General features: G+C 74.4%; 16 protein-coding genes. 11 read left to right on the top strand and 5 right to left on the bottom strand.

The annotated features are described in order from the left end of the window. Positions 1 to 75: 75 nt before the first annotated feature. Together B5Y66_RS02875 and B5Y66_RS02870 are read right to left on the bottom strand one after the other, a co-directional pair. A complete protein-coding gene (locus B5Y66_RS02875) occupies positions 76 to 2568 on the bottom strand; it encodes a helicase-associated domain-containing protein (protein WP_079570669.1) in 2493 nt (830 codons plus the stop codon). A 106-nt stretch (positions 2569 to 2674) separates the two neighbouring features. After that, complete coding sequence (locus tag B5Y66_RS02870; protein ID WP_079570666.1) at positions 2675 to 3598, bottom strand: NAD-dependent epimerase/dehydratase family protein; 924 nt, start codon at positions 3596 to 3598, stop codon at positions 2675 to 2677. A 121-nt stretch (positions 3599 to 3719) separates the two neighbouring features. Between B5Y66_RS02870 and B5Y66_RS02865 the strand changes: the two genes are divergently transcribed. From B5Y66_RS02865 to B5Y66_RS02850, 4 genes are all read left to right on the top strand, one after another. Beyond that, positions 3720 to 4433 (top strand): TetR/AcrR family transcriptional regulator, encoded by a 714-nt coding sequence (locus B5Y66_RS02865; RefSeq protein ID WP_079570663.1) that lies wholly within the window; start codon positions 3720 to 3722, stop codon positions 4431 to 4433. A 232-nt stretch (positions 4434 to 4665) separates the two neighbouring features. Then, positions 4666 to 5049 carry a cold-shock protein gene (locus B5Y66_RS02860; RefSeq protein ID WP_079571732.1) on the top strand — a complete coding sequence of 128 codons (384 nt, stop codon included), beginning with the start codon at positions 4666 to 4668 and terminating at the stop codon, positions 5047 to 5049. A gap of 73 nt (positions 5050 to 5122) precedes the next feature. Then, positions 5123 to 6034, top strand: coding sequence for a DUF3027 domain-containing protein (locus B5Y66_RS02855; RefSeq protein ID WP_079570660.1), 912 nt, complete (start codon positions 5123 to 5125; stop codon positions 6032 to 6034). Continuing rightward, positions 6031 to 9306, top strand: coding sequence for a hypothetical protein (locus tag B5Y66_RS02850; RefSeq protein ID WP_079570657.1), 3276 nt, complete (start codon positions 6031 to 6033; stop codon positions 9304 to 9306). The genes B5Y66_RS02855 and B5Y66_RS02850 overlap by 4 nt, the downstream gene beginning before the upstream one ends. Before the next feature lie 54 nt (positions 9307 to 9360). Here the strand turns inward: B5Y66_RS02850 and B5Y66_RS02845 are convergent, their stop codons facing one another. Further along, positions 9361 to 9618 (bottom strand): DUF2530 domain-containing protein, encoded by a 258-nt coding sequence (locus tag B5Y66_RS02845; protein WP_079570655.1) that lies wholly within the window; start codon positions 9616 to 9618, stop codon positions 9361 to 9363. Positions 9619 to 9864: 246 nt separating this feature from the next. Between B5Y66_RS02845 and B5Y66_RS02840 the strand changes: the two genes are divergently transcribed. The 7 genes from B5Y66_RS02840 (at position 9865) to B5Y66_RS02810 (ending at position 21208) form a co-directional block, all read left to right on the top strand. Beyond that, positions 9865 to 11373 carry a sugar transferase gene (locus B5Y66_RS02840; protein ID WP_245806884.1) on the top strand — a complete coding sequence of 503 codons (1509 nt, stop codon included), beginning with the start codon at positions 9865 to 9867 and terminating at the stop codon, positions 11371 to 11373. Positions 11374 to 11470: 97 nt separating this feature from the next. Then, positions 11471 to 12940, top strand: coding sequence for an NCS2 family permease (locus B5Y66_RS02835; protein ID WP_079570652.1), 1470 nt, complete (start codon positions 11471 to 11473; stop codon positions 12938 to 12940). A 273-nt stretch (positions 12941 to 13213) separates the two neighbouring features. Continuing rightward, positions 13214 to 15109, top strand: coding sequence for a glycosyltransferase family protein (locus B5Y66_RS02830; RefSeq protein ID WP_079570649.1), 1896 nt, complete (start codon positions 13214 to 13216; stop codon positions 15107 to 15109). 16 nt (positions 15110 to 15125) lie between these two features. Continuing rightward, the gene (gene wecC, locus B5Y66_RS02825) at positions 15126 to 16394 is read left to right on the top strand and encodes a UDP-N-acetyl-D-mannosamine dehydrogenase (RefSeq protein WP_079570646.1); all 1269 of its coding nucleotides are present in this window, start codon (positions 15126 to 15128) and stop codon (positions 16392 to 16394) included. A 37-nt stretch (positions 16395 to 16431) separates the two neighbouring features. After that, positions 16432 to 18456 carry a CDP-glycerol glycerophosphotransferase family protein gene (locus B5Y66_RS02820; RefSeq protein ID WP_079570643.1) on the top strand — a complete coding sequence of 675 codons (2025 nt, stop codon included), beginning with the start codon at positions 16432 to 16434 and terminating at the stop codon, positions 18454 to 18456. Further along, the gene (locus B5Y66_RS02815) at positions 18456 to 20378 is read left to right on the top strand and encodes a hypothetical protein (protein ID WP_079570640.1); all 1923 of its coding nucleotides are present in this window, start codon (positions 18456 to 18458) and stop codon (positions 20376 to 20378) included. Before B5Y66_RS02820 ends, B5Y66_RS02815 begins: the two co-directional genes overlap by 1 nt. Positions 20379 to 20383: 5 nt before the next feature. Next, positions 20384 to 21208, top strand: coding sequence for an acyltransferase (locus B5Y66_RS02810; RefSeq protein WP_139820684.1), 825 nt, complete (start codon positions 20384 to 20386; stop codon positions 21206 to 21208). 45 nt (positions 21209 to 21253) lie between these two features. Here B5Y66_RS02810 and B5Y66_RS02805 read toward each other — a convergent pair whose 3' ends face one another. Then, a complete protein-coding gene (locus tag B5Y66_RS02805; protein ID WP_079570634.1) occupies positions 21254 to 22930 on the bottom strand; it encodes a DUF6270 domain-containing protein in 1677 nt (558 codons plus the stop codon). Then, positions 22927 to 24084 (bottom strand): non-hydrolyzing UDP-N-acetylglucosamine 2-epimerase, encoded by a 1158-nt coding sequence (wecB, locus tag B5Y66_RS02800; RefSeq protein WP_079570631.1) that lies wholly within the window; start codon positions 24082 to 24084, stop codon positions 22927 to 22929. Before wecB ends, B5Y66_RS02805 begins: the two co-directional genes overlap by 4 nt.

Genomic DNA, 24084 nt, shown 5'->3' with positions numbered 1-24084 from the left:
CTTCCGAGGGGTGGTGATCCAGCGTGTCAACGCCGGAGGGGGTCGCCGTTGTTCCGTGCCGGTGGGGGGCCGGCGTCAGCCGTCCGCCGGCTCGACGGCGGCGATGCGGTGCACGGCGACGGTGAGCTCCGCCTCGCGCGCCGGGTCCAGGGCCCGCAGCCGGCCGCCGTCGAGCCGCAGCGGCTTGAGCGCGCGGCGCTCCAGCGTGCCCGACGCGCCGACCATCTCGATCCACACGAGGCGACCGTCGCGCAGCGCGTCGTGCAGGGTGGCCAGCGCGTCGCCCGGCTCGGTGGTGCGCACCCGCCCGGGCGCAGCGCTCCGGCTCCCGTTCGGCGCCCCGGGCGGGCGGGAGCCGTTCGTGCCGTTCGGCGCCCCGGCGGCGCGGTGCGCACCCGCGAGCCGGTCCACGGCCGTGTCGTCCCCGGAGTCCGCGGCCCGCAGCCGGGCCACCAGGTGCGCCCGGGCGTCGTCCGACGTCGTCTCCGGCTCCGCCGCGGGGCCGCGGCGCGCCTCCCTGGCGGTGCGGTCGGGCCGCGGCGGGCGGCGCAGGCGGGCGCTGAGGACCCGGCCGTCGGGGCCCTCGAGGGCGGACAGCAGCCCGCGGGCGCGCAGCGCGTCGTGCAGCTCGACGGCGGGCACGGCCGCGGCGAGCACGGTCGGGGCCAGCCGCACCAGCCCCAGGTGCGCGAGCCGCGGGTCCGCCGCGAGGCCGGCCAGCACCGTCGGGTCGGCGGCCCGCACGTACGACCCGGCCGAGCCCACCCGCAGCGACTCGTGCCGTCGCGCCGTGTCGCGCACCAGGTACTCCAGCGGTTGCGGCACGGGCACCCGCGAACGGTGGGCGAGCGCGTCGAGCAGCTCGTCCGCCGCCGTGCCGTGGTCCAGCGCGCGCGTCACGGACGCGGGCGAGAAGCGCACCGTGGTCGCCGCGCCCCGCGACTCCACGTCGGCCGACCGCTCGAGCAGCATCGCCAGCGCCTGCGACGGCCGGCCCGGCACGATGCCGGTGAGGTCGCCCTGCAGCAGCACCTCGTCCACCTCCGGCGGCAGGGTCGCGCGCAGCGCACCCACGAGGGCGGCGCGGTCCGCGCCCTCCCGGATTGCCGCGCCGGGCCCCGACAGCGCGCCCGCCCCGGTGGCGCCGAGCAGCGCGGCCTCGGCCAGCAGCCCGGCGACGGCCTGCTCCGGCGGCACCGTGCGCGGCGCGTGCCAGCGCAGCACCGTCATCACGGCGCCCGAGTCGAGGGCCGTGCCCTGCTGCGCGGCCAGCACCTCGAGCACCTGACGGCGCAGCCGCGGCACCCAGCCGCGGTGCAGGTCGCCGGACAGCGGTGCCCGCAGGTTGCCCTTCTCGTCGCGCGAGCCCACCAGCCACGGCGTGCGGCGCGAGCCCGCCCACGCGGCGGCGAGCAGGGCCCAGCGCTCCGCGTCGTCCATGCCCTCCCACTGGTCGGCGACGGTCGTGGGCCGGTACGACGGCGGCGCCTCGCCGTCGTCGGCCACCACGCCCGCCGCCGCGGCCAGCTCGACGACGAACGCGGCGTCCACCTCGTCGGTGCCGAGGGCCTGGGCGGTACGGCGCAGGTCGCGCACGCCGAGGCCGCCGCTGCGCAGCACCGCCGGCGCGGCGTCGTCCCACGCGGCCACGAGCAGGTCGACGCGGCGCACGAGCTCGAGGGCGGCGCTCGCGGCCTCCGCGTCGACCACCACCTGCGGCACCGTGCGTCCGTCCGGCCGCGGCGGGGCGAGCTCGGGGGAGCGGTGCGTGCGACCGCCCCGCAGCGCCAGCCCGACGTCGCGCGGCAGTGTCACGTGCCGGCCGTCCGTGCGCAGCAGCAGCCGCGCGTCGACGAGGGCGTCCACCGCCTCGCGCGCGGGCGTGCCCGGGGCGGGGACGAGGCCGATCGGCGGCCCCCACGCGAGCGCGTCCAGCACCTCGCGGCCGCCGCGGGGGAGGTCCTCGGGCAAGAGCTGGTCGGCTCGAGCGCTGTCCTTCGTCGTCTTCCCGGCGTCGGACGGCGACCAAGTACGGCGCTCGGCGGGGCGGGCGGGGCCGAGACCTGCGGGGTGCGGGCCCAGGACGTCGTCCAGCCCGGGCGCGGGGCGCAGGTCCGGGCGGCCGGGCTCGCCCGCGTCCCACAGCAGCGCCGCGGCGAGCGCGTCGGCGAGAGCGCGCTCGACCACGGACCCGGCGTCCTCGGGGCCGTCGGGTGCCGGTCCCAGGTCGGCCGCGACGTCGTCCGCGCCGACCGCGCGCCGCACCTCCCCGGGCGTCACCGGTACCTCGCCGGCGAGCGCGACCACGGCCTCGAGCGCCTGCAGGGTGCGCGCGTCCGCGTGCGCGAGCGCCCGCTCGAGGGCGGTGCGGCTGGACGCGCGGGCCGCGAGGGAGCGCAGCGTGGACGGTGACGGGGTGGCAAGGTCGGGGCGCGCGCGCAGCAGCGTGAGCAGCTCGTCGTCGTCGCGGCCGCGGATCGCCTCGGTGAAGGTGCGGGGCGCGTCCGTGACGCCGGCGCCGTCCGCGACGTCGGCCTCCACCGTGCCCCGGGGCGACGTGCTGGCCATCTGATCGATGCTACGCGCCGCCCCCTCGTCGCCGAACACGCATGGGCGCTCCGAAGACGCCGTCCGGACGCGCGCCACCGCACGTCCGGCAGGGGCGGCGGGGTGGTCAGGGCCGGGCGGTGCGGCGGCAGACCTCGTCCCACGGGGTGGGCTCGATGCCCCAGCGGGCGCGAGCCGCGGAGTCGTCGAGCACGTAGGGCCGCTCCCACTGGTAGATCAGCTCCCGCAGCTCGCGCACCAAGGGGGAGAAGGGCGCGACGGCGGCGAGGGCGGGGCCGCGCAGCGAGCCCACGCGCACGGGCGGGTGGCCGACGGCGGCGAGCACGTCGGTCAGGGCCTGGGCCTGGCTGCGCGGGGCGTTGCTCGGCACGTGCCAGGTGCGGCCGTGGGAGCCCGGGTCCTCCGCGGCGGCGACGAGGGTGCGGGCGACGTCGCCCACGTCGGTGAACGTGTGGGCCAGGTCGGTGCGGCCCATCATCGTGGCGCGGCGGCCGCGCAGCGCCGCGGGGACGACGCGCGAGACGTGCCCGTTGCCGCCCACGCCGGGGCCCATGTAGTCGGAGGCGCGGACCTCGACGGCGCCGCGCAGCCGCCCGTCCTCGAACGCCTGTCGGGCGTCCGCCCACATCCGGGCACGCAGCACGCCCTTGTGGTCGGTGGCGGCGTCGGGCAGGCCCTCGCTCATCGGCCCGTCCACGGGGCCGTAGGGATAGAGGTTCCCGGTGATCGCGTAGACGGCGCCCGAGTGCTCGGCGGCGGCCAGGAACGCGGCCGCGAGCGGGGGCCAGGCGCGCTCCCACTGGGTGTAGTCGCCCGGGTTGGCGCAGTTGTAGAGGACGTCGGCACCGTCGGCCGCGCGGGCCAGGGCGTCGGCGTCGGAGGCGTCGAGGGTGGCGTGCGCGACGCCGGCGATCCCGGTGTCGCGGCCGGTGCGGGTGACGACGGTGATGTCGGAGCCGCGCGCGGCGAGCAGTGCGGCGACGTGCCGGCCGACGGGGCCGGCGCCGACGATCAGGTGACGGTCGGTCATGACGGGTGCTCCAATCCGAGAGCAGTGCTCTCTGTCCGACGATCGTGACACGTCGGGTGCGGCCTGACAAGAGCGGTGCTCTTTTTGGTGATCGCTGCTCTCGCGTGCCAGGCTGAGCCGCATGGCCGACGCCCCCCGCACCGCCCGCGCCCTCGCCCGCGAGACGCTCACCCGCGAGATCCGCGCCGCCGCCCGCGCCCGCCTCGCGACGGACGGGCCCGCCGCCCTGTCCCTGCGCGCCGTCGCCCGCGACGTCGGGATGGTCTCGTCTGCCGTGTACCGGTACGTCCCGAGCCGCGACGCGCTCCTCACCGCCCTGATCGTCGAGTGCTACGACGAGCTGGGCGCCGCCGTCGAGGAGGCCGACGCCGCGGTCGCCGACCGTGACGACGTCGCCGCCCGCTGGCTCGCCGCCTGCCGGGCGCTGCGGTCGTGGGCGGTGGCGCACCCCGCCGAGCTCGGCCTGCTCTACGGCACGCCCGTGCCCGGGTACGCGGCGCCGCGCGACACCGTCGACCCGGCCACCCGGGTGGTGCGCGTGCTGGTGGCGGTCGTGGCGCACGCGTACCGGGCCGGCGCCGTCCCGCGAGCCGCCCCGGCCGGGGCCCCTGACGCGACCGCGCTCGTGGGCCCGGCGCGGGAGTTCGTCGCCGCGCGGGGGATCGTGGCGGACGCTCCGACGGAGGTCGTGGCCCGCGCGCTCATGGCCTGGACCACGCTGTTCGGCACCGTGTCGTTCGAGCTCTTCGGCCACCTCGTCGGCTCCGTCACCGACCCGGGGCAGTGGTACGACGCCGTCGTGCACCGCCTCGCCGCCGACCTCGGCATCGACTGACCCGGCGGAACAGGCGGGTGGCGCTGCGGGGGGTCACCACAGGCGAGAACGCCGTCGGCCGCCAGTTCGGCGCGAGCGGCGGACCCCGGACCCGGACCGATGCGGCACCGGGCCGCACCGGCCGGTAGCCTGAGCCTCTGGCCGCGTGCCGGGCGCGCGCCCGGGCACCGGCCGGACCCGGCTCCGCGCACCGGCGCGGGCCGCAGTCGACGACGAGCACGAAGAGGTCCAGGTGCCCACCGGCAAGGTCAAGTGGTACGACGCGGAGCGCGGTTTCGGCTTCATCGCCAGCGAGGACGGTGGGGAGATCTTCCTGCACGCCTCCGCGCTGCCGACGGACGTGGCGGGCATCAAGCCCGGCGCGCGAGTCGAGTTCGGCGTGGCCGACGGCCGCCGCGGCCCGTCCGCGCTGTCCGTCACGCTGCTCGACCCTGCGCCGTCGGTGGCGAAGGCGAAGCGCAAGGCGCCGTCCGAGATGGCCGGCATCGTCGAGGACCTCATCACGGTGCTCGACCGCGTGGGCGACCAGCTGAAGCGTGGCAAGTACCCGGACGCCACGGCGGGCAAGCGCGTCGCGACGCTGCTGCGCGCGGTCGCGGACGACCTCGACTCCTGACGCTCCGGCCGCCGACCACGCCCGGACCGAGGGCCCGAGACGAGGACATGACGAGTACGAAGAGGACGACGACATGGTGACCGCTGCCGCTGACGCCCCCGCACGCACGACGCGGGTCAGCTCCCGCGCGCGCAAGGACGCCGTGCTGCTCGGCGCGGTCGACCAGGCGCGCGAGGCCGCCCAGGAAGGCGCGTCCTCGCCGTCGGACGTGGGCGAGCACCTGGGGACGGTCGCCGAGGGCGAGCGCCTCATGTCCCACCGGTTCGCCGCGACCATGCCCGGCTACCGCGGCTGGCACTGGACCGTGACGCTGGCGCGCGTGCCGCGCGGGCGGGTCGCCACGGTGTGCGAGGTCGAGCTGCTGCCCGGCGACGACGCGCTGCTCGCCCCGGCCTGGCTGCCGTGGTCGGAGCGCCTGCGCCCCGGCGACGTCGGCCCGGGGGACACGCTGCCCTTCCGCGCCGACGACCCGCGCCTCGAGCCCGGCTGGAAGGCCACGGGCGACGAGGAGCTCGACTCCGTCGCGATCGACGAGCTCGCCCTCGCGCGCGAGCGCGTGCTGTCGCCCCAGGGCCGTGACGAGGCCGCCGAGCGCTGGTACCGCGGGTCGCGCGGCCCGACGGCGCCGGGGGCGGTCGCGTCGCCGGCCGAGTGCACCACCTGCGGCTTCCTGGTGCCGCTGCAGGGTCCGCTCGGCCAGCTCTTCGGCGTCTGCGCCAACGCGTGGTCGCCCGACGACGGCAAGGTCGTGTCGCTGGACCACGGCTGCGGCGCGCACTCCGAGACGGACGCCCCGCACCCGCCGAGCGACTGGCCGGCCGACGCGCCGCTCATCGACGAGCTCCGGGTGGAGGCCGTCACGGTCGAGCCGCGCGGCGCGCGGGCCCGCACGGGTGCCGACGCGACCGACACCGACGCGGCCCGCGCCGGCACGACCGACGCCGCGGAGGCGGACGCCGCTCCCGAGCGCCCCGACGCCGAGTGACGGGCGACGTCTTCGGGACCGCGGCCCTGCGGCACGCGGTCACGGAGGCGTGGCTCGGGTCGGGCACGCGCTTCCGGGAGGACGCGAACGCGGAGGAGGACCACGCCCGCGGTTACTACCGCGACCGCGTGGTCGTCGAGCTCGCCCAGAACGCCGCGGACGCGGCCGCGCGCGCGGGGGAGCCGGGCCGCCTGCTGCTGCGCCTCACCGAGCTCGACGACGACCCGCGCGGCGTCGCGACGCTTGTCGCCGCCAACTCCGGCGCCCCGCTGACGGCGGACGGCGTCGCGTCGCTCTCCTCCCTGCGCGCGTCTGCGAAGGCTGCGCCGGTCGAGCTCGCTGCGCCGGTCGAGCCCATCTCGCCGGTCGAGCCGATCTCGCCGGTCGGGCCTGTCGAGACCCCGGCGCCCGGGGAGGTCGGCCGCTTCGGCGTCGGCTTCGCCGCGGTGCGGTCGGTGGCGGACGAGGTCACGGTGCGCTCGAGCACCGGCGGGGTGCGGTTCTCGCTCGCGGCGACGCGCGACCTGCTCGACGACGTCGCCCCGGACGGCTCCGCGCTGCGCGACGCCGTCGCCGGCCGGGGCGACGACCTGCCGGTGCTGCGCCTGCCGTTCGCGGCACCCGCGCTGGGCGAGGGGCCGGACGGGTCGGACGCCGGGACCGACGCTGCCGGCCTGGACGCGGACGGCTTCGAGACGGTCGTGGAGCTGGTGCTGCGCGACGCCGACGCGGTGGCGTCCGTGCGGGCGCAGCTCGCCGCCGTCGACGACGCGCTGCTGCTCGCGCTGCCGGCCCTGGCCTCGGTCACCGTCGAGGACCTCGGGACGCGGGCGCTCGCCGACGTCGGCGACCGGTGGGCGGTGCTGCGGCGTTCCGGAGCGGTGACCGAGGACGAGACGGCGGACCTCCCGCTCGAGCAGCGTCGTGCACGCTGGTCCGTCGCCTGGGCGGTCCGGCGCGACGAGGCCGCCGAGGTGGGCGAGGCCGGAGTGCTCCGTGCGCCCACGCCGACAGACGTGCCGCTGTCGTTCCCGGCCCTGCTGGTGGCGTCGTTCCCGGTGGACCCGGGGCGCCGTCGCGTGCTGCCCGGGCCGCTCACCGACCGCCTCGCGGTCGAGGCCGGCCGTGCCTACGCCGACCTCCTCACCGCGGTGGCGCCCGCGCGCGGCGCCGACGTCCTCGCCCTCGTGCCCGGCGGGATGCCCACCGGCGACCTCGACGCGGCCGTCCGTGACGCCGCCCTGGACGCCCTGCGGTCGGCGCCGCTGCTCCCCGCCCCGCGCGCGGCGGGGGAGCCCGACGACGAGCCCGTGACGGCCGCCGTCGCGCCGGCCGACGCGACGGTGCTCGTCGGGGCCGCCGGCGACGATCCGCGCCTCGTGGGGGTGCTGGCGGGCGTCGTGCCCGGGCTGGTGGCCCTCACCACCGCTCAGCAGGGCGTCGCGCGGCGGCTGGGCGCGACGCCGACGACCCTGTCCGACGTCGTCGCCGACCTGCCCGGCGGCCTCCCCGCCACGCGCTGGTACGCGCTCTGCGACGCGCTCGAGCCCCACGCCGCCGACCCGGGCGTGCTGGAGGCCCTCGCCGGCGCGCGCGTGCCGCTCGCGGACGGGCGCACGGCGTCCGGGGTGAGGGGGACCGTCGTGCTGCCCGAGGACGACGACGACCCCGCGCTGGCGGCCGTCGCCCGGACGCTCGGCGTGCGCGTCGTGCACCCGGACGCCGCGCACCCGTTGCTGGTGCGGGCGGGCGCGTCGTCCACCAGCCCGCGCGCGCTGCTCGACGACGCGGGGGTGCGCGCGCTCGCGCTGGCGGCGTCGGAGGCGCTGCTCGACGGCGCGCCCGACGTGCCGGAGACCGGCGTGCTCGGGTCGCCCACCCTGGTGGGCCCGGTGGACGAGGGGCCGCGCGAGGTGGTGCAGAACGTGCTCGCGCTGGCGCGGCTCGCCCACGCGGGCGGCGGGCAGGACTTCCCGTTCTGGCTCGGCGAGCTGCCCGTGCCGACCGAGGACGGGTGGCGTCCCGCGCGGGAGGCCGTGCTGCCCGGGTCGTGGGCGGCCGGGGCGATGCCCGGGCTCGCGCCGGTGACGCGTGCCGCCGTCGCCTACTACCCGGCGCCGCTGCTGGTCGCCCTGGGTGTGCGGGCCGACGTGGACACGTACCGCGTGACCGACGTGCTCACCCCCGACCCCGCGGACCCCGAGGGGGAGCACGGGACCGACGACCCCGCCGGCTGGCTGCCCGGCTGGGACGACTACCTGCGGTTCCTCGCCGACCGGGTCGGCCCCGGCGTCGACGTCGCGGACGTGGAGGCGGTCGCGGACCTGGACGCGGTGGACGACGACGCGCCCGACGCGGGCCCCGACGTCGGCCCCGACGGTGAGCGCGACGACACGGTTCACGACGACGCGGTGCGCGAGGACCCGTGGGCCGGGGTGCTCGCCGCCCTCGTCGCGGACCCGGACGCGCGGCGCGCGCTCGTCACCCCCGTGGCCGGCGCGCCGTCGTACACGGCCTGGTGGCTGCGCGACCGGCTCGGCGCTCCGTTCGCCGCGCACGACGGCGTCCCGCTGCTGCCGCCGGCGCCGCCCGCCGTCGCCGCCCTCGACCCCGAGGCGCGCCGCGCGCTGGGCGTGGTCGACGGGCTCGACCGCCTGGACCCGCAGGACTGGCCGGCCGCGCTCGACCGGCTGCCCGGCGTCGGCACCTCCGTGCCGCTGCCCGTCGCGCTCGGCGTGTGGCGAGGCATCGCCGGCCTGGCGGTACGGCTCGCGCCCGCCGCGCGCGCGGCCGCGCTCGACCCCCTGCCCGACCGGCTGCCGGCGCTCGACGCGAGCGACGTCGTCGTGCGCCGGGCCGACGACGTCGAGGTGGCCGGCACGGCGCGCTGGGCCGTGCTCGGCGCGGTGCTGCCCGTGCCGGAGGCGGAGGTCGGTGCCGTGGCAGACCTGCTCGACCTGCCGGTCGTGGGGGAGGACGGGCTGCCCGCCCCGGACGGGCCGGGCCGGGAGCGGCCGCTCGACGAGCGCGTCGCGGCCCTCGACGCGCGGCTGCCGGCGGTGTGGTTCGAGCACGGCCGGCTGTCCGTGGCGGGCAGCCCGGTGCCGTGGTGGGTGGACGCCGACGGTCGCGCGCACGCCACGGACCGTGCGGGGCTCGCCGCCGCCCTCGCAGACGTGCTCGGCAGGCCCGACCGTGCGGCGCTGCTGGCCACGGTGCTCGCGGCGCCGGAGCGGGCCGCCGAGCTGTGGGTCACGACCGCCTGGGGATGATGCTCAGGAGCTGCCGGTTCCGTGGTCGGCGGAACCGGACAGCTGTCCGAGGGCTCAGTCCTCGCCGCGGTACTCGCTGCGGTGCTTGCGCTCCCACAGCAGGCCGGCACCGCCGAGGAGGATGCCGGCCACGCAGGTGACGACGGCCTCCTCCGTCCCGCGGCCCGTCAGGTACACGACCAGCGTCGCGACGAGGGCGACGACCCACAGGCCGATGCCGCCGAGCACCACGCGCCGCAGGTCCACGCGCAGCGGCGGCGGACCGGGCCGGCGTTCCTCGGGGTGGGTGAGCATGCGGACGATCGAGGGCACCGCCCCAGTCTAGGGCCCGGCACCGGGATCGCTGGCCCCCGGCGGCAGTCACCCGGGGCACTCCGTCCATGACGCCCGGGTGCGGCTGAAAATCGGGTGAAACCCCAGGTCAGAGGGTGAAAGTCGGCTCGGGTGAAAGCCGGGGTGAAAGGCCCCCGAAAGCCCTCCGAAGGGCCCCGGACGCTCCTACCTTGGTGACGGCTGCCGCGCACGGGCGCGGCGCCCGCACTGCGGAAGGAGGCAGCCGTGATCACCGTCCCGGACACACGTCAGCCCCTTCGCTCGCGCAACGCCGCCGTCCGCGCCGCGCGCCTCAAGGAGGTGCGGGACTCGTTCCGGGCGGGCTCCTGGCAGGCCGACTACAAGCGTCGCCTGGTGCGCACCGACGTCGTCGTCCTGGTCGTCGCGGCCGTCGTCGCGGCCGTGGTGCGTGGCGTCGTCGTGCAGGACCACGTCACGCCGTGGGTCCTGGGCGACCAGCTCCTGTCCGCCGCGGTGCTGGTGACCGCGTGGCTCGGCAGCCTGTGGGCCGGTCGCGCCTACGACGTGCGCGTCTTCGCGTCCGGGCCGGCCGAGTACCAGCGGGTGTTCGACGCGTCCTGGCGGCTCGTGGCGCCTGTCGCGCTGCTCGCCCTCCTCCTCGCGCGGCCCGGCATCTCCACGTTCCTGCTCGTCGCGGTGCCCACCGGCGTCGTCGCGCTCCTGCTCGGCCGGTGGCTGTGCCGCGGATGGCTGCACCGGCGCCGGAAGGAGGGCGCGTGCGTCACCTTCGTCCTCGCGATCGGGCTGCGCGACCAGGTCGAGCGACTCGTCCACGAGCTCAACGACCGCACCTCCGGTTACCGCGTCGTCGGGGTGTGCGTGCCGACGTCGGACGCCGTGCGGCCCGGCGAGGACATCCTCGGAGTGCCCGTGCTCGGCGACCTGCGCACCGCGGGCACGATGGCGGCCCAGGTGGGCGCCGACTGCGTGGCGGTCAGCGGCTCGGACGCCATCACCGCCGACGTCGTCCGGCGGCTCGGGTGGGAGCTCGAGCCCGTGGGCGTGGACCTCATGCTCACCGCCGAGCTCGCCGACGTCGCCGGGCCGCGCATCACTTTCACCCCCGAGCAGTCGGTGTCGCTGCTGCACGTCGACGCCCCGCGCTTCACCGGCCCGCGATACGTGCTGAAGTCGGTCGTCGACTGGACGGGGGCCGCGCTCATCACCCTGCTCCTGCTGCCCGTGATGGCCGTCGTCGCCGTCGCCGTGAAGATCACGAGCCGCGGGCCGGTGCTGTTCCGACAGGACCGGGTGGGGCGCGACGGCCGCACCTTCGAGATGCTCAAGTTCCGCAGCATGCGCCGGGGCGCGGACCGCGAGCGGATCGTCCTCGCCGGGCCCAGCGACGGCGACGGCGTCCTGTTCAAGCTGCACGACGACCCGCGCGTCACCGCCGTCGGGCGCGTGCTGCGCCGTCTGTCCCTCGACGAGCTGCCGCAGCTGTTCAACGTGCTCGCCGGCCAGATGTCGCTGGTCGGGCCGCGTCCGCCGCTGCCCGCCGAGGTGTCCAGGTACGAGGCGCGTGTACGGCGGCGCCTACGCGTCAAGCCCGGCCTCACCGGGCTGTGGCAGGTGGGCGGCCGGTCCGACCTGTCCTGGGAGGAGGGCGTCCGGCTCGACGTGTTCTACGCCGAGAACTGGACCGTCTTCGGCGACCTGCTCATCCTCGCCCGCACGGCGAAAGCCGTGGTCACCGGGCGCGGGGCGTACTGACAGGACGTCGCCTCGGCGCGCGTCCACGGTGTGAATTCCGCGTCACCACACGGTTTCCGTGCAAGAGTCCTTCACAGGATCTGGCACGATTCTGCCCATGGCGAACCAGACCACCGCGCCGCCGCAGGGCGACCTGAGCGCGATCGACCGCTTCTTCAAGATCACCGAACGAGGCTCCACCATCGGCGCGGAGATCCGCGGCGGTCTGGTGACCTTCTTCGCGATGAGCTACATCATCGTGCTCAACCCGCTGATCATCGGCACGGTGCCCGACGGCACCGGTCAGGTGCTCGGCGGCGGGGCCGAGGCCACGCCCGAGTCGCTCGGCATGGTCGCGGCCGCGACCGCGCTGGTCGCCGGCGTCGCGACGCTCATCATGGGCCTCTTCGCGAACTACCCGCTGGGCCTGGCCGCCGGCCTCGGGCTGAACGCCGTCGTCGCCTACTCGATCGCCAGCATCGAGAACGTCACCTGGGCCGACGCCATGGGCCTCGTGGTGATCGAGGGTGTCATCATCCTGATCCTCGTGCTCACCGGGTTCCGGGAGGCCGTGTTCAAGGCCGTCCCCGTCGAGCTCAAGACGGCGATCAGCGTCGGCATCGGCATGTTCATCGCGCTCGTCGGCCTCGTCAACGCCGGCTTCGTCGTGCCGGGTGAAGGCACCATCGTGGCGCTCGGCAACCTGGGCACCTGGCCGATCCTCGTGTTCGTCGTCGGCCTGGTGCTCACCATCGTCCTGTTCGTCCGCAAGGTGCGTGGCGCGATGCTCATCGCGATCATCACGGCGACGGCGCTCGCCGTCGTGCTGGAGAACTCCCTGCACATCGGTGCGAAGTCGGCGGAGAACCCCGACGGCTTCAACCTCAACGCCCCCACGTTCAGCGGCGTGGTCACGACGCCGGACCTCGGCCTGATCGGTCAGTTCTCCCTGCTCGGTTCGTTCCAGAACATCGCGGCCGTGTCCGTGGTCCTCATCGTCTTCTCGCTGCTCATCGCGGACTTCTTCGACACGATGGGCACGATGGTCGCCGTCGGCGCCGAGGGAAAGCTGCTCGACAAGGAGGGCAACCCGCCGCGCACCCGCGCCATCCTCGTGGCCGACTCGGTCGCCGCGATCGCCGGTGGCGTCGGCAGCACGTCGTCCAACACCGCGTACGTGGAGTCGACGACGGGCGTCGGCGCGGGCGCCCGCACCGGCCTCGCCGCCGTCGTCACCGGTATCGCGTTCCTGGCGGCGACGTTCCTGTCGCCCGTCGTCGCCCTGGTGCCCTACGAGGCCGCCGCGCCGGCCCTCGTCTTCGTGGGCTACCTGATGATGGCGCAGGTCGCCGGGATCTCGTGGCGCAACGTGGAGATCGCGATCCCCGCGTTCCTCACGATCATCATCATGCCGTTCACGTACTCCATCGCCGACGGCATCGGCGCCGGCTTCATCGCGTTCGTCATCATCAAGCTCGCGCTCGGCAAGGTGCGTCAGATCCACGCGCTCATGTGGGTCGCCGCCCTGATGTTCGTCGTGTACTTCACGCTCGAGCCGATCCAGAGCGCTCTCGGCCTCGGCGCCTGAGCCCCTCGCACGCCGTCTCGCGGCCCCGGCAGGTCCTCGCGACCGGCCGGGGCCGCGTTGCGTCCGCCCGGCCGCGACGAGATCTGAGATGCCGGTCCTGACGGCGCACCGTTCCGGAGCAGAGATGGCCGGAGGGTGGACGTCCGGTGTCTTTTCAGGGTGTCCCGCGGCTACCATGGCGCGCGCCTCCCTCGCCCGACGCCGGGCCCGACGCCGGGCCCGGACGGTCGAGGCGGCCCGATCCCTGCCGCCAGAACGAGAAGAGACTTGTCCATGCCGGCCCTCTCCACTTGGCGGTCGCACGTCGCGACCGTCCGGAAGGCCGTGTGGCACCTGCGTCGAGGCGGCGTCCCCCAGCTACGGACCTTCGCGCGCCGACGCCGCACGGACGGCCCGTACGCAGGCCTCCGCGCGCACGTCGAGCCGGACCGGCTGACCTACGATCCCTGGCCGCTCCCGGTGCGGGCCGCGTCCCGGACCGTGCGCGCGGGCGTCGTCCTCGACGACTTCTCGTTCCTCGCTCTGGGGTACGAGTGGGAGCAGGTCCGCCTGACCCCCGAGTCGTGGCGGTCGGAGGTCGCCGACCTCGACCTGTTGTTCGTCGAGTCCGCCTGGCGCGCCAACGGCGGAGCCTGGCAGTACCAGCTCACGGGCCCGTCGGCACCCGGGGACGACGTGCGCGCCCTCGTCGCCGCGTGCCGTGAGCGGGGCATCCCCACGGTCTTCTGGAACAAGGAGGACCCGGTCCACTTCGAGGACTTCGTCGACACGGCGGCCCTGTTCGACCGGGTCTACACGACCGACGTCGGCCGCCTCGACGCCTACCGCGCGCGGCTGGGCCACGACCGCGTGGGCGTGCTCGAGTTCGGCGCGCAGCCGGCGATCCACAACCCGGTGCGGACGCACGGCGACGGCCCGGGGCGCGACGTCGCGTTCGCCGGCACGTGGTTCGCGCACAAGTACCCGGAGCGCCGGGAGCAGGCCGAGATGCTGCTGGGCGGCGCGCTGGACGTGTCGCCGCGCATGACGACCGGGCTGGAGATCTTCTCGCGGTTCCGCGGGCAGGGGGACCGGTACGAGTTCCCGGAGCCGTTCGCGTCGCGCGTCGTCGGGTCGCTCGACTACCCCCGGATGCTGACCGCGTACCGCGACTACAAGGCGTTCCTCAACGTGAACTCGGTGGTGGACTCGCCGAGCATGTGCGCGCGACGGATCTTCGAGATCACCGCCTGCGGCACGCCCGTCGTGACGGCGCCCAGCGCCGCGACGGGGGAGTTCTTTCCCGCGGACGAGGTCTTCGCCGTGACGACGCGCGCCGAGGCCGCCGACACGGTGCGTGCGCTCGTGCGCTCGCCCGAGCTGCGCGACCGCGCCGTCCACCGCGGGCAGCGGCGCATCTGGCGCGAGCACACGTACGGCGCCCGCGTGCAGCGCGTGCTGCACGACGTCGGCCTCGCGCCGTCGGCGACCGTGCCGCGGCCGAGCGTCACGGCCCTCGTGTCGACCAACCGCCCGCACCGGCTCGACGACGTCCTGCGCACGGTCGGCGCGCAGGACGGGGTGCGGGTGCAGCTCGCGCTGCTCACGCACGGGTTCGAGGTCGACGAGGCCGACCTGCGCGTGCGGGCCGAGGAGGCCGGCGTCGACGAACTGCTGCTGCTCCACGCGGGCACCGACGTGCCGCTCGGCGGCTGCCTCAACCGGCTCCTCGACGCCGCCGACGGGGACGTCGTCGCCAAGCTCGACGACGACGACCTGTACGGCCCGCACTACCTCTCCGACCAGCTGGACGCGTTGGCGTACAGCGGCGCCGAGGTCGTGGGCAAGCAGGCGCACTACATGTACCTCGAGGCCCACGACGCCACCGTGCTGCGCTTCGCGGAGCGGGAGCATCGGTTCACCGACTTCGTCATGGGACCGACGATCGTGGCGCGACGGGAGACCGCGGCGCGAGTGCGGTTCGGCGAGACGACGACCGGGGAGGACTCCGCGTTCCTGCGCGGCGTCGTCGACGCCGGGGCCGGGGTCTACTCGGCCGACCGCTTCGGGTTCGTGCAGGTGCGCGGGGGCACCGGGGGGCCGCACACGTGGCAGCTCTCCGACGTCGAGGCCCTGGCGACCGGCCGGGTGCAGTTCTACGGGCGTGCCGACCAGCACGTGCTCGTCTGAGAAGAAGGGTGGAGGTATGACGATCGGCACCGTGGGCGTCGTGGGGCTCGGCTACATCGGCCTCCCCACCGCGGCCATCCTGGCGTCCCAGGGCATCAAGGTCGTCGGCGTGGACGTGAACCCCACGACCGTCGACGCGATCAACCGGGGCGACGTGCCGTTCGTCGAACCGGACCTGGCGGCCTACGTCTCCGGGGCGGTCCAGCGGGGGATGCTGCGCGCGTCCACGACGCCCGAACCCGCCGACGCGTTCATCGTCGCGGTCCCGACCCCCTTCCGAGGTGATCACGAGCCCGACGAGTCGTACATCGAGGCCGCGGCGCGCGCCGTCGCGCCGGTGCTGAACGGCGGCGAGCTCGTGATCCTCGAGTCGACGTCGCCCCCCGGTGCCACGCGCCGGATGGCGGACACGATCCTCGAGGCCCGCCCCGACCTCAGCCTGGACGGCGCCGACGGGCGACCGCAGATCCGCGTCGCGCACTGCCCGGAGCGGGTGCTGCCGGGGCGGGTGATGATCGAGCTGGTCACCAACGACCGCATCGTCGGCGGCCTCACGCCCGAGGCCGCCGAGATGGCGAAGGATCTCTACGCCGTCTTCTGCCAGGGCGAGATCCTGCTGACCGACGCCGTGACCGCCGAGCTGGCGAAGCTGGTCGAGAACTCGTTCCGCGACGTCAACATCGCCTTCGCCAACGAGCTCTCGCTCGTCGCCGACGAGGTCGGCGTCGACGTGTGGGAGCTCATCCGGCTCGCGAACCACCACCCCCGGGTGAACATCCTGCAGCCCGGGCCCGGCGTCGGCGGGCACTGCATCGCGGTCGACCCGTGGTTCATCGTGTCAGCGGTCCCGGAGCACGCGCGGCTCATCCGCACGGCACGCGAGGTGAACGACGCGAAGCCGGGGTGGGTGGTCGACCGGATCGTCGCCGCCGCCGAGGAGTCCGAGGCGGACTCCGTGGCCCTCTTCGGGCTGGCCTTCAAGCCCAACATCGACGACCTGCGCGAGTCGCCGGCCCGGCAGATCGCCGCTGCCGTCGCGGACCGGCTGCCCTGGGTCAGGGTCATGGTCGCGGAACCGCACGTGGACGAGCTGCCGCCCGAGCTGGCCAACCGGCGCAACGTCGAGCTGGTGAGCACCGACGTCGCCGCACGGCACGGCGAGGTCCTCGTGGGCCTCGTCGCGCACGGCGCGTTCCGCGAGTACCGCGAGCAGAACGGTGCCCGGGTGGCCGCCGGCAAGCCCGTGCTCGACTTCACCGGCGCCGCCGCGGTGACCGCGGCGTGACCGCCCCACCCTCACGCGTGACATGGCAAGGACTGGAATGACAGACGCACGCCCCACCCTCCTGACCGTCGTCGTCGAGTCCGACGGACCCGTCGACCGCGAGTCGGAGACCTACCGCCGGATCGTCGCGGCTCGCCTGCGACACGAGAAGTACTTCGCGGTCGAGGTCCTCGAACGACCGCTGACGACGGGCGAGGTCGCGGACCTGTGCGCGCGACTGACCACCACGTACGTGGTGTTCGTGCGGGACACGCACCATGTCCCGAGCTCCTACGTGCCCACGCTGGTCGACCACCTGCGCAAGCGCACCGTGTACCTGGCGGAGCCCCGGGTGTTCACCGGCCCGATCCCCCGGGACGTGACGACGGCCAAGACCGACGACGCCGCCGTCTACGGCCGGGACACGGACGTGTACGGCGTCGTCTTCCACACCCGCCGGCTCGCGGACCTCCTGGACGCCGTGGGCGACGTCGACCGTTCCGCCCTCTATCTCGCGTACCGGCTCTACTGGTCGATCGCGAAGCTCGCCCCGCTCCCGGTCGGCTACTCGGTCGCCTCCGACACGAAGGCGGTCAGCGGTGTGCGCCCCGCCCCGGGGACCACCCGGCTGGTGCCGCTGATCCCCTCGGCGTCGCGGGAGCTGCGCCTCTACCTCCTGCGGTACCTGGTCCTCTTCCTGCGCGGCATGCGCGTGCACAAGGAGGCCGACGTCGGCCTCGACCACCTGCGCGACCTGATCCGCGAGTACGACCTGATGCGCCTCGTCCACGTCGCCGCGGCCCGGGAGCCGCTCGAGGCGGCCGCGATCCGCTGGCTGGACGACCCGTCGACCGAGCGGCACCTGTACAAGCAGCTCACCGGCCGGGACGCCTACCTCGAGTTCCGGGCCGGGGAGCCCGTCGAGGAGCACGTCCCGCTGTACCGGCTGCGCCTCGGCGAGGACGTCGTCTCGATCGGGAAGTCGTACCGGCCGGCCGCGGAGCGGGTCGGCCACGACGACCCCGGCACCTACGACTTCTACAGCCGTCCGATCGGGCCCGGGTCGACGATCCTCTTCTTCGACAGGCCGGGGCAGGCCGACGACAACGCCGAGCACCTCTACGCCTACTTCACCGCGAACCACCCCGAGTACCGCAACGTGTACTTCGCGCTCGGGCGGAAGTCGAAGGACTGGGAGCGGCTCGAGCGGCGCGGGTTCAACCTGGTCCCGATCTTCACCCCGGAGTTCTACGAGCTCTTCCTCGTCTCCGACCTCGTCGTCTCGTCGCAGATCTACCACCTGCAGTACCGCGGCAAGACGCTGGCGAACTCGCGCTTCGTCTATCTCCAGCACGGCGTGCAGCTCAACGACATGACGGACTGGGTGATCGCGAAGCACTTCGACGTGTTCGTCGCCACGGGGGAGCTCGAGGCCGACTACCTCCGGTCGGTCGCCCCCGTCGAGACCCTGAACTCGGGCCTGCCGCGCCTCGAGTCCCTCGCCCGCGTGCCCTCCGGGTCGCGGCACCTGCTGTTCATGCCGACCTGGCGGTTCAACCTCCATCAGGTGTCGACCGAGAGCTTCAAGCAGTCGAGCTACTACCGGGCGATCGACGCGCTCTTCACCGACCGCCGGTTGCTCGACTTCCTCGAGCGCACCGACCGCAGCCTGCACGTCAAGCTGCACCCGAACGTGGAGAAGAGGGCGTCCACCTTCCACTTCTCGGATCGTGTGGTGCGCACGGACCTGAGCTACCGGGAGGCGATCTCCACCGCCGAGATGGTCTTCACCGACTACAGCTCGGCCGTCATCGACGCGGCGTTCATCGGGACCCCGATCGCCTACTACCAGTGGGACGCCGAGGGGTTCTTCGCCGACCAGCCGTACGAGAGCCGCCTGGACTACCGGACCGAGGGGCTGGGCCCGGTGTTCTCCGAGCACCGCGAGGTCGTCGATCACGTGGTGACGGAGCGGTTCGCCCTGCCCGACGACGAGTTCGCGCGTCGCAAGGCGCGGTTCTTCGAGGGCGTGGACCCTGCCAGGATCAACCGGACCGTCGTGGAGAGGATGCTGAGCCTGTGATGAGGATGCGTGCCCCCCGGGCGTCGCTGCGTGCGCGTGCCGCCTCCCTCGTGTACACCGCCCCCGTCCGCGGGGCGCTGCGCCGGGTGATGGAGGCGCCCGCAGGGGCCCCCGTACGCCGGGCCGTCGAGGCCAGGGGTCTCGAGGGGCAGGTGCGCCGCGCGATGTCCGAGCGGCTGCCCGCCGGCTCGTACTACGCCAAGCTGACCGTGGGCGACTGGCAGCGGTACCGGGGCCGCTCCTTCCGGCTGTACCAGGGCGCGGAGGTCGTCTACGGCAACGAGATCGAGCCGCCGGCGCGCGGCTCCGCGCTCGAGTACCGGAACATCGTCGTGACGTCGCCGGACCCGAAGGACTTCCGCCTCGACATCGACGCGCCGTTCTCCCTGAAGATCGGGCACGGCGCGTTCACCACCCCGCAGCAGGTCACCTACGACGCGCAGTACGGCGTCGAGCAGCACGGTGACGTCTTCTACTCGGTGCGGGGCAACACGACGAACCCGACCCGGCTGCTGGTCACGTTCCCCGGCTTCGGGCCCTCGACGTCACGCGTCTCGTATGCGGTGAGCTATCTCAAGGAGCTCACGGACGAGGACCTGGCGAGCACGATGATGATCTGCTTCCAGGACCGCTATCTCGTGTCGGGCTCGTACATGCTGGTCGACAACGGCGGGCGCCCCCTGTACGACCGGGTCCACGCGGTGATCGACGAGGCGGTGCAGCGGCACGGGATCGCGGCGGGCGACGTGATGTTCTTCGGGGCGTCGAAGGGCGGCAGCATCGCGATCAGCTACGCCCGGGAGTTCCCCGCGGCGCGGCTGCTGCTCGCGGTGCCGCAGATGAACCTGCCGTACTACTTCAACAAGCCGTTCTTCAAGGACAGCCTCTTCCGGCACCCCGCCTTCCGCGAGGCGGAGCAGCCGCAGGACCTGCTGCGGCGTTACTTCGCCGAGGGGCGGACGATCGACTACTTCTACACGAACGACGACGAGCTGAGCAATCACTCGCTCGTCGAGCTCGTCCGGGACGTCGAGAACCTCACGAAGTACCGCGTCGGGGGCGTGCACGGCGCGGTGGCCAAGAATGCGCTGCCCGCCATCCTCGGCCTGATCCGGGGGTTCCTCGCGCCGCGCGCGGACCGCTCCCTGACGTGCGGTGGGGTCCGGACGTTCGTCGAGGGAGGGTCCGTCCGGCTGCAGGTCCGGCTCGACGGGCTCGACGAGAAGCTCACGGCGCGCGCGAGCTGGTTCGTGGAGGGCTCTCTCGGTCGCACCCGGTTCCTGCAGATCATGTCCGACCACCGCTATCCGTTCGTGAAGTACATGGACGCGACCCAGCGGCTCTCTCCGGCCTACGACCGCCTGGCAGACATCGACCGCCTCACCGTCGTCCTGCCCTCCGGAGACCGGTACAGCGGCCCGTTGCCGGAGGCGATCGCGGTGGGCGGCTCCGCCGCGGCGGACCTCGAGCTGGACCCGGCGCCGTTGCGCCTCGACAGCGACGCGGCGAGCGCCTATGTGGTGCTGGACGATGACCGTCTCGGCCGGTTCCGCTACCGCAGCCGAGAGGTGGCGGCCGAGGGCGACGCGCTCGAGGTCCGTCTGGTCGCCGGGCCCGTCGACGGCGTGCCGCTCGAGGCGGAGCTGCCCGGTGCGCGCTACGTCGCGGTGGTCGAGTCCTCGGACGACGGCGAGCTCGTCGAGCTGCTGGCCCTCCGCCTCGTGGTCGCGGCGGGGGTCGACACGCTGCGTGTCGTGGTCGACGAGGGCGCGGTGCCCCCCGAGGCGGTGCGACGTGTCGCAGAGCTGGGCTGGGACGACGTCCGAGTGGTGCTCGCGAACGACGACGGCGTCGTCGGGAACGACGCGAGCGAGGAGCTCGCCGGGCTGATCTCCGCGGGCCGTGTCGAGGTGGCGGGGTGAGCACGGTGAGCACCAGGCAGACGATCCGCTCGTACGCGGACGTCGCTGGGATCAGGGACAACGTCGTGCACCTGCGGGAGTCCGCGGGCTCCGCGTTCGACGCCTCGTCGGTGACCTTCGACGGCACAGGGAACGTGCTGGTGGTCGAGGACGGTGCGCGGTTGCGCAACACGCGCCTGCGGTTCATGGGGAACGGGTCCGTGGTCTACCTCCGGCGGTCGGCGCGCTTCACCGAGGTGATCGCCACCGTGTTCCACGAGTCGGTCCTCTATCTCGGGCCCGGGTGCTCGTTCACGTCGCCGGCCCGGTTCCTTCCCACCGAGCGCAAGCACGTGATCGTCGGCGCGGACGCCATGTTCTCGTCGCGCGTGACGTTCCGCACCGCGGACCCGCACCTCGTGTACTCCGTGCACGACCACCGCCGCGTCAACGCGAGCAGGTCGGTGTGGATCGGCGACCACGTCTGGCTGGGGGAGGACTCGCTCTTCCTCAAGGGCGCTCGGGTGGGCTCGGGCAGCATCCTGGGGGCCCGCGCCGTCGTCACGAAGCAGGTGCCGTCGAACGCCTCGGCGGGGGGCGTCCCGGCCAAGGTGATCGGCACGGACGTGTTCTGGACGCGGCCGTCGGTGCACGGCTGGACCCAGGAGCAGACCGACCGTGGCGCGTCGTTCGACGGCGACGACTTCGTGTACGCCCGGGACGACGACGTCGTGGACGCGGAGGCGCTCGAGAAGGAGCTCGACCAGGCGACCTCGGCCGCGGAGCGACGGGCCTGGTGCGAGCGCCTGGACGCGCTGACGGGCAAGAACCGGTTCTACGTCGGTCCGTGACGCGCCGACCGGCCCTGCACGGCGCGCGGCCGGGCGCCGTGCAGGTCAGGCGCGCCGACCCCCTGCGGCCTGGGTCAGGCCCTCGACGTCGGTCCAGTGCGACAGGTCGCGACCGGTGAGCTCCTGGACGAAGTCGATGTCGGCGCGGTAGAGCTCGACCAGGACCCGGACCTCCGCGGCGGAGAGCGGGCTCGCGGTGCGCATCGCCGCGGCGGTGGCGTTCCGGTTGACGGGCGTCGCGAGCGCCTTGTCGCCGGTGCCGCGGTCCGGCGGCGGCGCACCGATGGCGCCCAGGGCCTGGGTCAGGAAGCTGCGGGGGTCGGACAGGAGGTCGTCGAAGAGCAGGACCTTGAGCCGATCGGCTCCCACGGTGCTCGCCCACCGGCGGTAGTGCTGGGCGTAGTTCCCGACGCCGAGGATCCCGCGCGACGTCGCGGCCTCGAAGATCGACGTGCCGGCGGGCACCTTGCCGAGGACGACGGCGTGCCAGTAGGCGGAGACCGCACGGGAGACCGGGTCGCGCAGCGACACGAGCAACGGTGCGTCCTCGGGGAGGTAGTCGCGCACGATCGCGGCGACGTCGTCACGACGAGGGTCGAACCGGTCGCCCTCGCTGGTCCAGAAGTAGAGGAAGGACCGCTGCCCGCGCCACCGGTGGGGGCCGGCGTCGGCGAACTGCTTGAGGTACGCCTCACGGGTCTTCGGGTTCTCGACGCGCTTGCGGCCGGTGAGGATCAGGCCCTGGGACATCGGTGCCATGAAGATGTCCGCATGGGCGCCGAGATGCTGCTCCAGCCACGTGGTGCCGGCGCGCTGGGCTCCCAGCACCAGGAAGTTGGGCCCGCCGTCGAGCTTCTGCGGACGTGAGGTGCCGGCGGAGCGTCGCGCGGGGGCGCCGGTCGTGGTGGTGGCGGTCTGGATGCTCCGACGCTGCACGCTGCCTGTCGGGGCCGACACGGCCGCGTCGGTCGTCGTCCGCCACACGGGGCGTCCAGGTGTGCCGGTGAGCTCCTTGACCACCCGGAGGTACACGTCCTCGGCGTAGTGGAACGGCGCGTCGCCCCACGGGTGGTCGGGGCTGGACGCGACCTCCTCGGGGCGCAGCGAGATCACCTCGGCCCCGAGGGCCTGGCCGGCGACCTGCGCGTACGCGCGGAAGGTGGGGTTCGCCTCCGCGGCGGTGACGCCGAAGCTGTCCGGGGTCGGGCTCCCGGTCTCGGACCTCTCCGCCCACGGGAGGTCGAGCAGCACGACCGCGGCCCGCGGCATGTGGTGGCGGATCAGCTCGCCGACGGCCGCGATGCCCTGGGACCAGTACTGGAAGTGCTGCTCGCTGCCGAACGGCAGGTGCTGGGAGCCGGCGGGCAGCTGCTGCTCAGCACCCGACTGGACGAGCTCGGTCGAGCGCGTGACGACCGAGCCGTCGGGGAGCACGTAGGCGCCGAGGCGCTCGTCGACGAGGTCGATCAGGACGAGGTCGGTGCTCGCCGCTGCCTCGGGGATCGCCGTCTGCAGGCTGGACGCGTAGTCGCCCGACACCATCCGCTGCTGGAAGTGGGACTCGAGCCGCGGCGGCTCGACCAGCGTGACCGGGCGGGTGTAGGCGCTGAGGGCCGACTGGCGGGCGACGTACTGCACCAGCTCGAACTGGTCGGGGTCGAGGTGCTCGAACGTGTCGCGCGAGACGCACGAGCCGTAGATGAAGACGCGGTTCTTGCTCATGGGTGTCCTTCGGTTCCCCAGTCCGCGGGTCGCGGGCCGAGATCGAGCAGGTGGCTGATGGCGGCGACGGCGCGCCCTGCGCTGCGGCCGTCCCCGTACGGGTTGGTCGCAGAGGCCATCGAACGGTAGGAGGCCTCGTCGGTGAGGAGCGCGGTGACCTCGGCGACGATGCGATGCTCGTCGGTGCCGATCAGCCGTACCGTACCGGCGGTCACGGCCTCGGGCCGCTCGGTGTTCTCCCGCATGACGAGCACGGGTTTGCCGAGCGACGGCGCCTCCTCCTGCACGCCGCCGGAGTCGGTGAGCACGACGCTCGCGAGGGACAGCATGCGCGTGAACTCGCCGTAGGCCAGCGGCTCCGTCACCGTGACGTTGTCGAGACCCTCGAGGTGCGGCAGCACCGCCTCGCGGACGACGGGGTTGCGGTGCGCGGGCAGCACCACCTGGACGTCGGGGAACGCGCGGGCGAGGCGGGCCAGGGCGCGCCCGAACCCCTCCATGGCGTCGCCCCAGCTCTCGCGCCGGTGGGTGGTGACCAGGAGGATGCGGCAGCCGGAGTCGGCGAGGTGCTCGAGCTCGGGGTCGCCGAACGTGGTCTTGCGCTCGGCGGAGGCCAGGAGCGCGTCGATCACCGTGTTGCCGGTGACGACGACGTCGTTCGCGTCCGTGCCCTCCCGCAGGAGGTTGTCGCGGTTCGACGCGGTGGGCGCGAGGTGCAGGGCGGTGAGCTGCGACGTGAGCCGGCGGTTCGCCTCTTCCGGGAAGGGGGACGCGATGTCGCCGGAGCGCAGCCCCGCCTCGACGTGCACGACGGGGATGCCCCGGTGGAACGCGGCGAGCGCGGCGGCGGTCGAGGTCGACGTGTCGCCCTGGACGACGACGGCGTCGGGCTGCTCGGCCTCCAGGACCGGGTCGAGACGTTCGAGCACACGGGCGACGATCATCGAGAGCGACGCCCCGTGCTCGAAGATGTCGAGGTCGTGGTCCGGGGCGATCCCGAAGATCGCGTTGACCTGGTCCAGCATCTCGCGGTGCTGGCCGGTGACGACGGTGATCGACTCGAGGGCGTCGCTCGCCTCGAGCGCCTTGATGACCGGCGCGACCTTGATGGCCTCCGGGCGGGTGCCGTACACGGTCATGATGCGTGGCCGCAT

This window comes from Krasilnikoviella flava (assembly GCF_900167525.1).
Lineage (GTDB): Bacteria > Actinomycetota > Actinomycetes > Actinomycetales > Cellulomonadaceae > Isoptericola > Isoptericola flavus.
This window is presented reverse-complemented; position numbering and strand designations above follow the sequence as displayed.

What these genes read in the sequence shown, in the direction of transcription:
- wecB (WP_079570631.1), bottom strand. Translation starts at nt 24,084, where the DNA reads ATGCGGCCACGCATCATGACCGTGTACGGCACCCGCCCGGAGGCCATC.
- B5Y66_RS02830 (WP_079570649.1), top strand. Translation starts at nt 13,214, where the DNA reads ATGCCGGCCCTCTCCACTTGGCGGTCGCACGTCGCGACCGTCCGGAAG.
- B5Y66_RS02805 (WP_079570634.1), bottom strand. Translation starts at nt 22,930, where the DNA reads ATGAGCAAGAACCGCGTCTTCATCTACGGCTCGTGCGTCTCGCGCGAC.
- B5Y66_RS02835 (WP_079570652.1), top strand. Translation starts at nt 11,471, where the DNA reads ATGGCGAACCAGACCACCGCGCCGCCGCAGGGCGACCTGAGCGCGATC.
- B5Y66_RS02870 (WP_079570666.1), bottom strand. Translation starts at nt 3,598, where the DNA reads ATGACCGACCGTCACCTGATCGTCGGCGCCGGCCCCGTCGGCCGGCAC.
- wecC (WP_079570646.1), top strand. Translation starts at nt 15,126, where the DNA reads ATGACGATCGGCACCGTGGGCGTCGTGGGGCTCGGCTACATCGGCCTC.
- B5Y66_RS02815 (WP_079570640.1), top strand. Translation starts at nt 18,456, where the DNA reads ATGAGGATGCGTGCCCCCCGGGCGTCGCTGCGTGCGCGTGCCGCCTCC.
- B5Y66_RS02865 (WP_079570663.1), top strand. Translation starts at nt 3,720, where the DNA reads ATGGCCGACGCCCCCCGCACCGCCCGCGCCCTCGCCCGCGAGACGCTC.
- B5Y66_RS02820 (WP_079570643.1), top strand. Translation starts at nt 16,432, where the DNA reads ATGACAGACGCACGCCCCACCCTCCTGACCGTCGTCGTCGAGTCCGAC.
- B5Y66_RS02855 (WP_079570660.1), top strand. Translation starts at nt 5,123, where the DNA reads ATGGTGACCGCTGCCGCTGACGCCCCCGCACGCACGACGCGGGTCAGC.
- B5Y66_RS02875 (WP_079570669.1), bottom strand. Translation starts at nt 2,568, where the DNA reads ATGGCCAGCACGTCGCCCCGGGGCACGGTGGAGGCCGACGTCGCGGAC.